The 13,554-nt window shown below is 56.0% G+C and carries 11 protein-coding genes; all 11 read left to right on the top strand.

Going from position 1 to position 13,554, the window contains the following annotated elements:
* The first annotated feature begins 12 nt into the window (after window positions 1-12).
* The 11 genes from arsB to ACZ0A4_RS20650 all read left to right on the top strand — a co-directional run bounded on the left by arsB (window position 13) and on the right by ACZ0A4_RS20650 (window position 13,034).
* Window positions 13-1,086 carry an ACR3 family arsenite efflux transporter gene (gene arsB, locus ACZ0A4_RS20700; RefSeq protein WP_463576231.1) on the top strand — a complete coding sequence of 358 codons (1,074 nt, stop codon included), beginning with the start codon at window positions 13-15 and terminating at the stop codon, window positions 1,084-1,086.
* Window positions 1,079-1,795, top strand: a complete 717-nt coding sequence (gene arsH, locus ACZ0A4_RS20695) for an arsenical resistance protein ArsH (RefSeq protein ID WP_294167129.1) — start codon at window positions 1,079-1,081, stop codon at window positions 1,793-1,795. Before arsB ends, arsH begins: the two co-directional genes overlap by 8 nt.
* Before the next feature lie 63 nt (window positions 1,796-1,858).
* Window positions 1,859-2,320, top strand: a complete 462-nt coding sequence (locus ACZ0A4_RS20690) for a phosphatase domain-containing putative toxin (protein ID WP_463576230.1) — start codon at window positions 1,859-1,861, stop codon at window positions 2,318-2,320.
* A 23-nt stretch (window positions 2,321-2,343) separates the two neighbouring features.
* Entirely contained in the window at window positions 2,344-3,348 is a 1,005-nt protein-coding gene (locus tag ACZ0A4_RS20685; RefSeq protein WP_463576229.1) for an ArsJ-associated glyceraldehyde-3-phosphate dehydrogenase, read from the top strand.
* Window positions 3,349-3,357: 9 nt separating this feature from the next.
* The gene (arsJ, locus tag ACZ0A4_RS20680; RefSeq protein ID WP_463576228.1) at window positions 3,358-4,578 is read left to right on the top strand and encodes an organoarsenical effux MFS transporter ArsJ; all 1,221 of its coding nucleotides are present in this window, start codon (window positions 3,358-3,360) and stop codon (window positions 4,576-4,578) included.
* Between the two features lie 72 nt (window positions 4,579-4,650).
* Window positions 4,651-6,192 carry a GapS1 family protein gene (gapS1, locus tag ACZ0A4_RS20675; protein ID WP_463576227.1) on the top strand — a complete coding sequence of 514 codons (1,542 nt, stop codon included), beginning with the start codon at window positions 4,651-4,653 and terminating at the stop codon, window positions 6,190-6,192.
* A 155-nt stretch (window positions 6,193-6,347) separates the two neighbouring features.
* Complete coding sequence (locus ACZ0A4_RS20670; RefSeq protein WP_463576226.1) at window positions 6,348-6,689, top strand: hypothetical protein; 342 nt, start codon at window positions 6,348-6,350, stop codon at window positions 6,687-6,689.
* Window positions 6,690-6,788: 99 nt separating this feature from the next.
* Window positions 6,789-8,045 (top strand): TolC family protein, encoded by a 1,257-nt coding sequence (locus tag ACZ0A4_RS20665; RefSeq protein WP_463576224.1) that lies wholly within the window; start codon window positions 6,789-6,791, stop codon window positions 8,043-8,045.
* Window positions 8,042-9,526 carry an efflux RND transporter periplasmic adaptor subunit gene (locus ACZ0A4_RS20660; RefSeq protein WP_463576223.1) on the top strand — a complete coding sequence of 495 codons (1,485 nt, stop codon included), beginning with the start codon at window positions 8,042-8,044 and terminating at the stop codon, window positions 9,524-9,526. Before ACZ0A4_RS20665 ends, ACZ0A4_RS20660 begins: the two co-directional genes overlap by 4 nt.
* A complete protein-coding gene (locus tag ACZ0A4_RS20655) occupies window positions 9,523-12,681 on the top strand; it encodes an efflux RND transporter permease subunit (protein WP_463576222.1) in 3,159 nt (1,052 codons plus the stop codon). The genes ACZ0A4_RS20660 and ACZ0A4_RS20655 overlap by 4 nt, the downstream gene beginning before the upstream one ends.
* Window positions 12,678-13,034 (top strand): copper-binding protein, encoded by a 357-nt coding sequence (locus ACZ0A4_RS20650; protein WP_294167184.1) that lies wholly within the window; start codon window positions 12,678-12,680, stop codon window positions 13,032-13,034. Before ACZ0A4_RS20655 ends, ACZ0A4_RS20650 begins: the two co-directional genes overlap by 4 nt.
* The last annotated feature ends 520 nt before the right edge of the window (window positions 13,035-13,554 follow it).

Here is a 13,554-nt window from a genome sequence, read left to right as displayed (position 1 = left end):
GGAGCATTGATCATGAGTAAAAGCCGCCTTTCGTTCCTCGACCGTTATCTGACGCTGTGGATTTTTCTCGCCATGGCCTTGGGGATCGGTCTGGGGAGCATGTTCGAAGGCTGGCCGCAGTGGCTCAACAGTCTTTCCGTGGGCACAACCAACATACCCATCGCTATCGGCTTGATCGTGATGATGTATCCGCCTCTGGCCAAGGTTCGTTATGAGGAACTGCCGGAGGTCTTCAAGGACAAGCGCATCCTCGTTTTGTCCTTGGTCCAGAACTGGGTCATCGGACCGGTGTTGATGTTCGCGCTGGCGATCATCTTTCTTCGGGACCAACCGGAGTACATGACCGGCCTGATCCTGATCGGCCTGGCTCGTTGTATTGCAATGGTGTTGGTCTGGAACCAGATCGCGGGTGGCAACAATCAGTACGTCGCCGGGCTGGTGGCGTTCAACAGCATCTTTCAAATCCTGTTTTTCAGTCTGTATGCCTGGGTCTTCCTTGGGCTGTTGCCGCCGCTGTTCGGACTGGAAGGCAGTGTGATCGAGACCAGCTTTGTCAGCATTGCCGAGTCGGTCCTGATCTACCTGGGTGTGCCGTTTCTGGCAGGCTTCCTGACCCGCAGGACCCTCATCGCCCGTAAAGGCGAAGCCTGGTTTCGGGAGCGCTTCATTCCGAAGATCAGCCCGCTGACGCTGGTGGCACTGCTGTTGACCATCGTGGCCATGTTCAGCCTCAAAGGTGACGTAGTGCTGCAATTGCCATTGGATGTATTGCGCATCGCGATCCCTCTGACGATCTACTTCGTGGTGATGTTTTTCATCAGCTTCTGGATGGGCAAGCTGCTCAAGGCGGACTACCCACGCACCACTGCACTGGCTTTCACCGCCGCAAGCAACAACTTCGAACTGGCGATTGCCGTGGCCATTGCCACCTTCGGCCTGGCTTCCCCGGTGGCCTTCGCCACGGTGATCGGCCCGCTGGTGGAAGTACCGGTACTGATTTCTCTGGTCGGTGTTGCCCTTTGGTTGAAACACCGCTGGTTCGATGAATCCAAGAGCGCGGTAGCGCAGGACAAAGACTATGTTTGATGATCACATTCCCCAGCTCGATACTGACCTGATTGATCTTCCTTCGACAGATAAGCTCGGTATAGAAAAGACCTCCATCCACAAGCCGCGCATTTTGCTGCTGTACGGGTCGACTCGTGAACGCTCTTTCAGTCGTTTGCTGGTTGAAGAAGCAGCTCGGTTGCTGGAGCACTTCGGCGCCGAGACGCGGATTTTCAATCCGTCAGGTTTGCCGCTGCCGGATGATGCCCCCGACGATCATCCTCGTGTGAAGGAACTGCGCGACTTGGTGTTGTGGTCAGAGGGTCAGGTCTGGTGCTCTCCAGAACGTCACGGAAACATGAGCGCAGTGTTCAAAGCGCAGATCGATTGGGTGCCACTGGCAATGGGCGCAGTACGCCCGACTCAAGGCAAAACCCTCGCCGTTATGCAGGTATGCGGCGGCTCGCAGTCGTTCAACGTCGTTAATCAGCTGCGAGTGCTGGGACGTTGGATGCGCATGTTCACCATTCCCAACCAATCCTCCGTACCGAAGGCCTACATGGAATTCGACGATAACGGCCGGATGAAGCCTTCTCCATTCTACGACCGCGTCGTGGATGTGATGGAAGAGTTGGTGAAATTCACGCTGTTGCTTCGTGACCGTCAGGACTATCTGGTGGATCGTTATTCCGAGCGCAAAGAGTCAGCGGAAGAACTCATGAAACGTGTCAATCAGCGCTCCATCTGAGGATCTATCACCGTGCTACAACACCCATATTCCGTACTGCCCTTGGCACAGTTCGATGGCCAAATGATTTTCACCCCGTGTCCAGGCACGAAGGGCACCCGACCTTTCGAGGCGTTGCAAACCCTCAAGGATGCAGGGGCATCGGCGTTGCTGACGCTGATGCCAGCAGAAGAGTTGCTTCAGAACGAGATCGACCTGCTGCCCGAAGAGTGCCAAATGCTCGGCATCGAGTGGTTTCACCTGCCGATAGAAGACGATCAAGCGCCTGGCGAAGCATTCAAAGCCGCATGGGAACAGCATCATCCGCGACTGAAGCAGCTCCTGACTGAAGGGAAAACGATTGCTATCCATTGCAAGGGCGGATCGGGTCGTACCGGTTTGGTCGCCGCTCAACTGTTGATCGAGAGCGGTGTGCCATTCAGCGATGCCATTCGCGATGTTCAGTCGTTGCGTCCGCGCGCCATTCAACATCCTGCCCATATCGAATACATCGGCCAGTTCGACACCCAGTCGACCCCCCACTGACTACAGATACAGAGCACAACAACATGACTATGAAAGTTGGCATCAATGGTTTTGGTCGGATCGGTCGCCTCGCTCTGCGAGCTGCCTGGAGCTGGCCGGAGTTTGAGTTCGTGCAGATCAACGATCCGGCAGGCGATGCAGTAACCCATGCGCACCTGATCAACTTCGACTCGGTGCATGGTCGTTGGCACAACGAAGCGAGCGCCGAAGGCGATAGCGTCGTCATTGACAGTAAGCGGATCAAAGTAACGGCGAACAAAGCGATTGCCGACACCGACTGGTCGGGTTGCGATCTGGTCATCGAAGCCAGCGGCAAGATGAAGACCGTCGCTGTGCTTCAGGCTTACCTCGACCAAGGCGTGAAGCGCGTAGTGGTCTGCGCTCCGGTGAAGGAAAAAGGGGCGTTGAACGTCGTCATGGGCGTCAACCATCAGCTGTTCAAACCTGCTGAACATCGCATCGTCACCGCTGCTTCGTGCACCACCAACTGTCTGGCGCCAGTGGTGAAAGTGATCCACGAGAAGCTGGGCATTCGACACGGTTCGATCACCACCATCCACGACCTGACCAACACCCAAAGCATTCTCGATCAGCCGCACAAGGATCTGCGTCGTGCGCGTGCATCCGGGATGAGCTTGATCCCAACAAGTACGGGTTCGGCCACCGCCATTGCCGAAATCTTCCCGGAGCTGCGTGGACGCTTGAATGGTCACGCCGTACGCGTGCCGCTGGCCAACGCTTCGCTGACTGATTGTGTCTTTGAAGTCGAGCGTGCCACCACGGTCGAAGAGGTGAATCAGTTCCTCAGGGACGCTTCCGAGAATGAACTGAAAGACATCCTCGGTTTCGAGGAGCGTCCCTTGGTGTCCATCGACTACCGTACCGACCCGCGTTCATCGATCATTGACGCGTTGTCGACCATGGTCATCAACGGCACCCAGGTCAAACTCTATGCTTGGTACGACAACGAATGGGGTTATGCCAACCGCACCGTCGAACTGGCCAAAATGGTCGGTCTGGCAGTTTAAGGAGCGGTCATGAAAGCGTTATCAGCCCTCGCTCCGGAAGTTCGGCAGTACTTGCTCGTGACGGGCAACTACTGGGCCTTCACCCTCACCGACGGCGCCTTGCGCATGTTGGTGGTGCTGCACTTTCACGCGTTGGGCTACAGCCCACTGCAAATCGCCGCATTGTTCCTGTTCTACGAGCTGTTTGGCGTAATCACCAACCTGGTGGGTGGCTACCTCGGCGCTCGGCTGGGACTGAACCGAACCATGAACATCGGGCTGGGCATGCAGGTCGCGGCGCTGTTGATGCTGACGGTTCCTGTCGCATGGCTAACCATCCCATGGGTGATGGGCGCTCAGGCGTTGTCCGGGATCGCCAAAGACCTGAACAAGATGAGTGCCAAAAGCTCGATCAAGCTCCTGGTCCCCGATGGGCAGCAGGGCAAGCTCTACAAGTGGGTAGCAATCCTCACCGGCTCGAAGAACGCACTCAAAGGTGTCGGCTTCTTTCTTGGTGGAGCCTTGCTAGCACTTATAGGCTTCAAAGGCGCCCTGTTGGCCATGGCGGGTGTACTGGCGTTGATCTGGATCAGCAGTCTGATCCTGTTGAAGAAGGACCTGGGCAAAGCGAAAGCCAAGCCAAAGTTTCGAGACATCCTGTCCAAGAGCCGGGCGATTAATATCCTCTCAGCGGCACGGATGTTTCTGTTCGGCGCCCGCGATGTCTGGTTTGTGGTGGCCTTACCGGTCTACCTGAGCAGCGTGTTCGGCTGGGACTTCTGGGAGGTTGGCGGCTTCCTCGCGGCCTGGGTGATTGGCTACGGCATCGTGCAATCCTTTGCACCCAACATCACTGGCAAAAAAAGCGGGCACGTGCCGGATGGTCGTGCGGCATTTATCTGGGCGCTTGCACTGGCAGGCTTGCCTGCGGCAATTGCCCTCGGGCTGAACAGCGGGCTGTCGCAACAGGTGGTGCTACTTAGCGGATTAATGATGTTTGGTGCTCTGTTCGCGGTGAATTCGTCGCTGCACAGCTACCTGATCGTGTCCTACGCCAAGGAAGATGGAGTGTCGCTGGACGTGGGTTTTTATTACATGTCGAACGCCATGGGCCGTCTGATCGGCACGGTGCTCTCCGGCTGGGTTTATCAGGTGTATGGGCTGGGCGCGTGCTTATGGATATCGAGTGCATTCGTACTGCTCGCAGCACTGATCTCTATTGCGTTACCGAGGCATGCCGAAGCGTTTTAATCACCCTAAAGGCGGCTTGGAGTCGAACGCTGTGTGAGAATGTCATTGATCTCAAACAAGGATGCCACTCTCATGGCGAAGCTGCCGATCAGAGCAAAGAGTTTCGACGAAGGCTTGGCGGAAATTCAACGCATTATTCGACGCTACGACCCGCTCAGCTTATTGGAAGCGGCGTTGAGGTATCTATACAGTCCCACCAAAGATCGCTTTGAGCAGGCATCCAAGCAGCCATGGTTGATCATGTTGTTTATTAAATGGACTTTTCTAGATCCATTAGTAAATAGCCCATTGAGGCGCCCTTCAATCTCTCAGAATGAAATGCTTGAGTTGCTACAAAAGGTCCTTGACCTGACGGAAACCGGTAGCCTGCCCGATGAGTACGAAGACGTACGGCTTTTTTTCCGGGCGGTGGCCTACCAGCAGTTTTTTCATCAGACAGAGAGCGGCTTGGTTGATATTGCTCGTCAGGAGCTTTTGTTCGCAAAAGTCCCGGAAAATCATTATTTCAAAACTCGTTTCCTGAATGGAACTGGAGTTTCCATACAGGACTTTCTGCGTCTTTCTTTTGCGGTCCTTGCTAGCACGAAGAAAAGTGGTCCTGTACTTCAGCGAGCCACTCTTTTTGGTCTCTGTCCAGCCTTTACACCGATGGCTGTAGACGCCTATTTACGTACCATTTCTGTCGAAGTTGGAGATTTGCATCGCACCTTAGAAGAGGTAGACAGGGACGGGCGCCACCCGAACGAGTATTTGCAGCAAACGCCCTTCCTAAAATTCCCATTCATCAAGGTTCGCTCCGAATATTTGTGTGTGTCCCCTCATGTTCTTGAGCGATCCTTGGGACATTTCATCTACGACTACCTCAAGCGAGCTGACGTAGACGGGTTCAATAACGCTTTTGGAAAGTCGTTTGAAAAATATGTAGGCGACTGGTTGAGCAAGTCAGGGTTGCCGACAGCCAACGAGAGCGAATTGACTCTAGTCCTGCCTGGTCAAGGGAAAGTCGTCGACTTCATTGCTGCTGATGGTGATTCGAATGTGCTGATCGACGCTAAAGGTGTGGAAATGGCGCAGCGGGGTATGGTCGCGTTTCAACGGGGGGATGTTCGTCGAGCGACCCAAACGTCCTTGATTAAAGCGTTCGAACAAGGGCATGAGGTTGCTGCTCGAATCGCTTCGATGGACGGTGATCATCCCGTGATTCGTCAGCGCTCCTCAACCTACCTGCTGGCTATTACATACAAAGAGCTGTACATCGGGAATGGAGTTACTTTCGCAGCCGTTGTAGGAGATGTAGTCCTCGAAAAAATTCGATCCAAATATGCTGAGCAACATTTGATCCCCGTCGAAAATATTTACTTCCTCACGATTCATGAATTTGAAGAGCTGATGAGTCTGGTAGCAAGCGAAAAAATTGGTTTAGTAGAAGCCTTGGAGAAGGCTAAACAGGCTGATTCTGAGCGGATGACCCAAAAATTCAATTTCGAGCTGCACATCCATGAGTGGTCGAAGCAACTGGGCAGAGAGCAACCATTACGAGAAATCCTCAAATCGATGGTGGATGAAATGCGTGTTGCGTTTCCGGCTCAGTCCGAGACAGCGGCGCAGAAATAAATCGGGACGCAGCTCGTCAATCACTTCAATTATCGCACTGATAATGCTGGCTTAATTTAGGTCCAGTGATATCGCCTGGATCAGGGCCTTTCTATAGACCGCTGAGAACATTCATCCAATTGTAAGAGCCATTTGCAGCGACTACACTCCAGCCCATGAAACGCTATCTGCGGTTTTGCCTCATCTTCTTGATCAGCCTGGCGCTTCCCCTCAGCGGGATGGCGGGTGTTCAGGCACCGACAGAACCTTGCCCAATGAAAACGATGGGCATGGCGATGATGGACGACATGGGAATGGACTGCTGCAACGACATGAAAAGCCCTACTGAGCACGGCAAACCTTGTAAGCCGGGCCAGGAATGCAAGACGGGCGGCATGCTGCAAGTCTCGATCTTCAAGCCTCCGGTAACCGTATTCAGCCCCGTAGTGCTTTACTACCTCAGCGATTCCCTACCTATTCAGACCCCATCCGGGGTATGGCGACCCCCTCGCGTTTGATTCCTGTCCCACATTGAGCCTCATTCCGCGTTAGCGGGATGGACTGGCTGCGCGCATGTCTTTTGACGCGTGCAGTGGATGATCACAGGAATCGTAAACATGAACTCCAAGTGCTATTGCACAGGCTGGTCCCTCGTGGCCGGTCTGGCGGCAAGCGTACTGGCATTGCCGAGCTTCGCTGCCGCCTTGACACTCGATGAAGCGTTGCGGCTGGCCGAAAACAATGCACCGTCGTTGACCGCACAAGACGCAAAAATTCAGGCAGCCAGCAGCGCGGCTATTCCAGCCGGTGAGCTGCCTGACCCCAAGCTGCTGCTGGGTGTGCAGAACTACCCCATTGGCGGTCCGGATCGCTGGAGCATCAACCAGGACTTCATGACCATGCAAATGGTCGGGGTCAGGCAAGAAATGCCGAACAGCGACAAGCGCAAAGCTCGGATTGAGGTCGCCGATGCGGCCGTTGATCGCGCCGCTGCGGAGCGTCGAGTCGAACGTCTGAAGGTACGCCAGTCCACGGCGTTAGCTTGGATCAGTAGCTACTCGGTTGAGCGGAAAGATGCGCTGTTCCAGGACTTCTACAAAGAAAATCGTCTGCTGACCGATACCGTCCGGGCCCAGATTGCCGGTGGTCGCGCTCAACCCGCTGATGCGGTGACACCCAAGCAGGAAGCGGTTCAACTGGCGGAGCAACAGGATGATCTGATTCTCCAAAGAGCACAGGCCCGAGCGGCCCTCAAACGCTGGATTGGTTCCGCCGCCAACGACAAGCCTGTGGGCAGCCTGCCTGAATGGCCTGTCGAAACCTCAAGCTACTCCCATAAACTGCAACACCATCCCGAGTTGGCCGCGTTTGCGCCGATGACCCGTGAAGCGCAAGCCAAAGTTAATGAAGCGGTGTCGGAGAAGCAGTCGGACTGGAGCTGGGAACTGGATTACCAGCGCCGTGGCCGTGAGTTCGGCGATATGGTCAGCGTGCAATTTTCCTGGGACCTGCCGCTGTTTCCTGACTCGCGCCAAAACCCCAAAATTGCGGCCAAACAGGCTGGACTCAGTCAGCTTGAGGCCGAGCGCGAAGCCCTGTCTCGCGAGCACACCCAGCAACTGGAAAACGAACTGGCTGACTATGAACGCCTGAATCGTGCTGTGCGCCGCAACCAGGAAAGCCTGTTGCCGCTGGCCAAGGAAAAGGTCGAACTCAGCATGGCCAGTTATCGCGCCGGCAAAGGCGATTTGAACGCCGTTGTTGCCGCCCGACGTGAACTCATCGAGGCCCGACTCAAACAGATTGACGTGGAAGAGCAGCGAGCGCTGACCAGTGCGCGGCTGTATTTTGCTTATGGGGAGTCCAGCCAATGAGCCTTAAAAAATGGAACGGGGCATTGATGGTTGGCATCTCGATGGCATTAGGTGTTGTGGGTGGTTACTGGTTCGCACATCAACGCATGAGCGGAGTACCCAATACCGCCTCGGAGCAGAGCCTCAATTCAACGGGCGAACGCAAAGCGCTCTATTGGTACGACCCCATGTACCCGCAGCAAAAGTTCGATAAGCCAGGTAAGTCCCCCTTCATGGACATGCAACTGGTTCCCCAATACGCCAGCGGCGCAGGGGACCGTGCGAGCGTCAGCATCGATCCGAGTCTGACCCAGAATCTCGGACTGCGTTTTGCGACTGTCACTCGTGGGACCTTTGACTCCAGCCTCGAAGTAACCGGTGTCTTGGCGTTTAACGAACGTGATGTCGCTGTGATTCAGGCACGCACCACTGGCTTTGTGGAGCGGGTCTATGCCCATGCTCCCGGTGATGTGCTCAAAGCCAATGCGGCATTGGCGGATATTCTGGTGCCGGAATGGGCGGCTGCCCAGACTGAATTCCTTGCCCTGAGACGCAACGGTGATGCTGACCTGCTCGCTGCGGCCCGCCAACGACTGCGGCTCACAGGGATGCCGGCAACACTGATTACTCAAGTAGAGCGTGGCGGAAAGGTTCAGCCCTACCTGACGCTCACCAGCCCAATTGCCGGTGTGCTGCAAGAATTGAACGTACGTGCGGGCATGACCGTGGCGACTGGCGACACCCTCGCACGCGTCAATGGCTTGAGCAGTGTCTGGCTAGCGGTGGCCGTTCCAGAATCGGATGCCGGATCGATCACCGTGGGGCAGGCGGTCGAGGCGCGTCTGCCAGCCCTTCCAGGGACAACGCTCAATGGCAAGGTCAGCGCGATTTTGCCCGACACCAATCCGGACAGCCGCACCCTTCGTGTGCGGGTGGAACTACCCAATCCTGACGGGCGCCTCAGGCCGGGTTTGACGGCGCAGGTACGCCTGAACCGTTCGACCGGGCAAAGCGTGTTGTGGGTGCCGAGCGAGGCCGTCATTCGCACGGGCCGACGTGCTCTGGTGATGCTCGCCGAAGACGCCGGCCGCTACCGTCCCGTGGAGGTGCAACTCGGGCAGGAAAGCGACGACAAGACGGCGATATTGAATGGTCTGGAAGAAGGCCAGAAAGTGGTTACCTCTGGCCAGTTCCTGCTCGACTCGGAGGCCAGTCTAAAGGGCATTGTTGCAAGCATGGAGGAAGAGTCACCACCCAGCGCAGCAGCCTCCAGCTTTCATGAAGCGGATGGGCAGATCGTTGAGATCAACGACAAAGAAGTCACGCTCGCCCATGGTCCTTTCAAAACGCTGGGCATGCCTGGCATGACGATGACGTTCCCACTCGCCAACCCGGCGCTGATGCAAGGCTTCAAAACGGGTGACAAGGTTCGGGTTGCGGTGAGTCAGACCAACGATGGCCTGCGTGTTGAGCGCCTGGAAAAATCGGGGAGTCAGCCATGATCGCTGCCCTGATTCGTTGGTCAGTGGCCAACCGATTCCTGGTGCTACTGGCGACGCTGTTTGTCACGGCGTGGGGCATTTGGTCGGTGCAAAGCACACCCATCGATGCGCTGCCAGACCTCTCCGATGTGCAGGTGATCATCCGCACCCCTTTTCCGGGACAAGCGCCGCAGATTGTCGAGAACCAGGTGACCTATCCGTTGGCCGCCACCATGCTCTCGGTGCCGGGCGCCAAGACGGTGCGTGGTTATTCCTTCTTCGGTGACAGCTTCGTTTACGTGCTGTTCGAAGACGGCACTGACTTGTACTGGGCTCGCTCGCGGGTGTTGGAATATCTGAGCCAAATACAAAGTCGGTTGCCGGCCAGCGCGAAGCCGGCGTTGGGGCCCGATGCGACGGGCGTGGGCTGGATCTTCCAATACGCGCTGGTGGATCGCAGTGGCGGGCACGATCTGGCGCAGCTACGCGCACTTCAGGACTGGTTCCTCAAGTTTGAACTCAAGACCCTGCCCAATGTTGCGGAAGTGGCCACCGTGGGCGGCATGGTCAAGCAGTACCAGGTGCAGCTCGATCCACTCAAACTGGCCAGCCTAGGTATCACTCAGGCTGAGGTGACCGAAGCTATCGGCAAGGCCAATCAGGAAACTGGTGGCGCGGTGCTGGAGATGGCAGAGACCGAGTTTATCGTGCGCGCGTCCGGCTACCTAAAGACGCTCAATGATTTTCGGGCGATCCCACTCAAGTTGGGTTCGGGTGGTGTGCCGGTGACCCTTGGCGATGTCGCCACGATCCAGTTGGGACCGGAAATGCGGCGTGGCATCACCGAACTCGACGGCGAAGGCGAGACCGTCGGCGGCGTGGTGATATTGCGCAGCGGTAAGAACGCTCGCGAGACCATTGCGACGGTCAAGACCAAACTCGACGAACTGAAAAGCAGTTTGCCGGCCGGAGTGGAAATCGTCACCACCTACGACCGCAGCAAACTGATCGACCGCGCGGTGGAAAATCTCAGCCACAAGCTAATCGAAGAGTTCGTCGTCGTCGCGTTGGTCTGTGGGATCTTCCTCTGGCACCTGCGCTCATCACTGGTGGCGATCATTTCGCTGCCGGTGGGGGTGCTGATTGCCTTCATCATCATGCGCTATCAGGGCATCAACGCCAATATCATGTCCTTGGGCGGGATTGCCATCGCCATTGGCGCCATGGTCGATGCTGCCGTAGTGATGATCGAGAACGCCCACAAGAAGATTGAGGCCTGGCACGTGGCAAATCCTGGAGAGGAACTGAGGGGTGAGCGTCATTGGCATGTGATGACCGAAGCGGCGGCAGAGGTAGGCCCAGCACTGTTCTTCTGTTTGTTGATCATCACCCTGTCGTTCATTCCGGTTTTTACCTTGGAAGCGCAAGAGGGACGGCTGTTCGGCCCGTTGGCTTTCACCAAAACCTACGCCATGGCCGCAGCGGCGGGATTGTCAGTGACCTTGGTGCCGGTGCTGATGGGCTACTGGATTCGGGGGCGAATTCCCAGTGAACAACAGAACCCGTTGAACCGGTGGTTGATCCGGATCTATCAGCCGGCTCTGGACGCGGTCTTGCGTCGACCAAAGATCACTCTGCTGGTGGCGCTATTGGTTTTTGTCAGTGCGCTATGGCCATTGTCGCGCTTGGGTGGCGAGTTTCTCCCGCCTTTGGACGAGGGTGATTTGCTCTATATGCCTTCAGCTCTGCCGGGATTGTCAGCACAGAAAGCGGCACAACTGCTGCAACAGACCGACCGTTTGATCAAGACCGTTCCAGAGGTTGAACACGTCTTCGGTAAAGCCGGTCGTGCCGAAACCGCCACCGACCCCGCACCGCTGGAGATGTTCGAAACCACGATACAGTTCAAACCACACGAGCAATGGCGTCCGGGCATGACCCAGGAAAAGTTGGTGGAAGAACTGGACCGTGTGGTGCGTGTTCCCGGTTTGACAAACATCTGGATACCGCCGATTCGCAACCGTATCGACATGCTGGCCACCGGGATCAAGAGTCCCATTGGAGTGAAAGTTGCCGGCACCAACCTGACGGAGATCGATGCCGCGACTCAGGCAGTCGAACGGGTGGCCAAGGGCATATCCGGCGTCAGTTCGGCTCTGGCCGAGCGGCTTACCGGTGGCCGCTATATCGACGTGGATATCGATCGCAAGGCCGCTGCCCGCTACGGACTGAATATCGCCGATGTGCAGTCCATCGTGGCCAGTGCTATCGGCGGTGAAAACGTCGGGGAGACCATCGAAGGGCTAGCACGTTTCCCGATCAACGTACGTTATCCACGTGAGTGGCGCGACTCGCTCGGCGCCCTGGAGCAATTGCCGATATACACCCCTCTGGGGAGCCAGATTACCCTTGGCTCTGTGGCGAAGGTCAAGGTCAGCGACGGCCCACCGATGCTCAAAAGCGAGAACGCACGGCCCTCTGGTTGGGTATACATCGATGTGCGTGGCCGGGACATTGCCTCGGTAGTCGCCGACCTGCGTCGGGTCGTCAGTGAACAGGTCAAGTTGCAGCCCGGCATGAGCCTTAGTTACTCAGGGCAATTCGAGTTTCTCGAAAGGGCTAACGCACGACTCAAACTGGTGGTGCCGGCCACGCTGTTGATCATCTTCGTGCTGCTCTACCTGACTTTTGCCCGCTTCGATGAGGCCCTGTTGATCATGGCCACACTGCCATTCGCTCTCACGGGTGGGGCATGGTTCCTCTATCTATTGGGATTCAACTTATCAGTCGCGACCGGGGTCGGTTTTATCGCCTTGGCCGGTGTTTCCGCCGAATTTGGCGTAATCATGCTGCTCTACCTGAAGAACGCCTGGGCCGAACGTGAAGACCTCGGCGACAACACTGAGCACGGGCTGGTGGCGGCCATTCGTGAAGGCGCTGTGCAGCGCGTTCGACCCAAGGCCATGACCGTGGCGGTCATCATTGCCGGCCTGTTACCCATCTTGTTGGGCAGCGGTACTGGTAGCGAAGTGATGAGCCGTATCGCCGCGCCTATGGTTGGCGGCATGGTCACGGCACCCTTGCTTTCCCTGTTTGTCATTCCGGCAGCCTATCACCTGATGCGTCGCCGGCACCTCTCAGTTGAACCTATCAACCATCAAGGAAAAATCGTATGAAACTGACCCTGATTGCAGTTGCAAGCACCGTCGTTACGCTGTCCCTTTCTGCCTTGGCAGAGGACATGCCGGGTATGAAAATGGACGGTATGGAGGGCATGCAGATGAAGCAAGACGCAAAGCAAGCTCCAGTAGCCAAAGCGGAGGGCACAATCAAGGCTATTAACTCCGAGAAGCACACTGTGACTATCGCGCATGGCGCTGTGCCGGCGGTGCAGTGGCCGCCTATGACCATGGCTTTTTCCGCCACGACGGACCAATTGACGGGGCTAAGCGCTGGAGATCAGGTGACTTTCGAATTCAGATCTGAGGGCGCGAAAGCCACGGTTGTGTCCATTAAAAAGGTGAAATAAGCACGAGACGGATTGGCCCTCCCACATGATGTAGGTACGAAGGGAGGCTCCGCGTCTGTTTGATTTTGGTGTTAACCAACCGCGATCAAGCTAAACCGGCGCGACTTGAAGCTGATCATCTGTTCGAACTCTTCCAACTATCTAGTAAGCGAAGAGCCATCCGAAATTGCGCAAAATACGACTTGTGTAAAGCACGATCTTTACACAAGTCTTCGCACGCTTTCCCATTCCAGGTTTTCTGCAAATCAAGACGGACTGTTCTTTACGTTTTTCTGTGAATGTCGTTATTTTTTTTTGATTTTTACCAGTAAAATAAGGCGATACAGGGGTGATGGTCTGCTCTTATGTGAACTACCTTTCTGATTTGTCCCTGAGCTGTGACCTGGCTTAGCTCGAAACCCCCGCATTGCGGGGGTTTCGTCGTTTTGGCGAAACATAAAGCGAATATTCACGCGTCAGCGCGTGCCGGTAAAGTTTGCCGAAGGCTCTTGAACGCCATCGCAAGCCATTCCATGATCGG

The sequence above is a fragment of the Pseudomonas sp. AC172 genome (assembly GCF_979258595.1).
This window is presented reverse-complemented; position numbering and strand designations above follow the sequence as displayed.

Coding starts and splice junctions, on each gene's coding strand:
- ACZ0A4_RS20670 (WP_463576226.1), top strand. CDS start 6,348: ATGAAACGCTATCTGCGGTTTTGCCTCATCTTCTTGATCAGCCTGGCG.
- ACZ0A4_RS20690 (WP_463576230.1), top strand. CDS start 1,859: ATGATTTTCACCCCGTGTCCAGGCACGAAGGGCACCCGACCTTTCGAG.
- ACZ0A4_RS20660 (WP_463576223.1), top strand. CDS start 8,042: ATGAGCCTTAAAAAATGGAACGGGGCATTGATGGTTGGCATCTCGATG.
- arsJ (WP_463576228.1), top strand. CDS start 3,358: ATGAAAGCGTTATCAGCCCTCGCTCCGGAAGTTCGGCAGTACTTGCTC.
- arsB (WP_463576231.1), top strand. CDS start 13: ATGAGTAAAAGCCGCCTTTCGTTCCTCGACCGTTATCTGACGCTGTGG.
- ACZ0A4_RS20685 (WP_463576229.1), top strand. CDS start 2,344: ATGACTATGAAAGTTGGCATCAATGGTTTTGGTCGGATCGGTCGCCTC.
- gapS1 (WP_463576227.1), top strand. CDS start 4,651: ATGGCGAAGCTGCCGATCAGAGCAAAGAGTTTCGACGAAGGCTTGGCG.
- ACZ0A4_RS20650 (WP_294167184.1), top strand. CDS start 12,678: ATGAAACTGACCCTGATTGCAGTTGCAAGCACCGTCGTTACGCTGTCC.
- arsH (WP_294167129.1), top strand. CDS start 1,079: ATGTTTGATGATCACATTCCCCAGCTCGATACTGACCTGATTGATCTT.
- ACZ0A4_RS20665 (WP_463576224.1), top strand. CDS start 6,789: ATGAACTCCAAGTGCTATTGCACAGGCTGGTCCCTCGTGGCCGGTCTG.
- ACZ0A4_RS20655 (WP_463576222.1), top strand. CDS start 9,523: ATGATCGCTGCCCTGATTCGTTGGTCAGTGGCCAACCGATTCCTGGTG.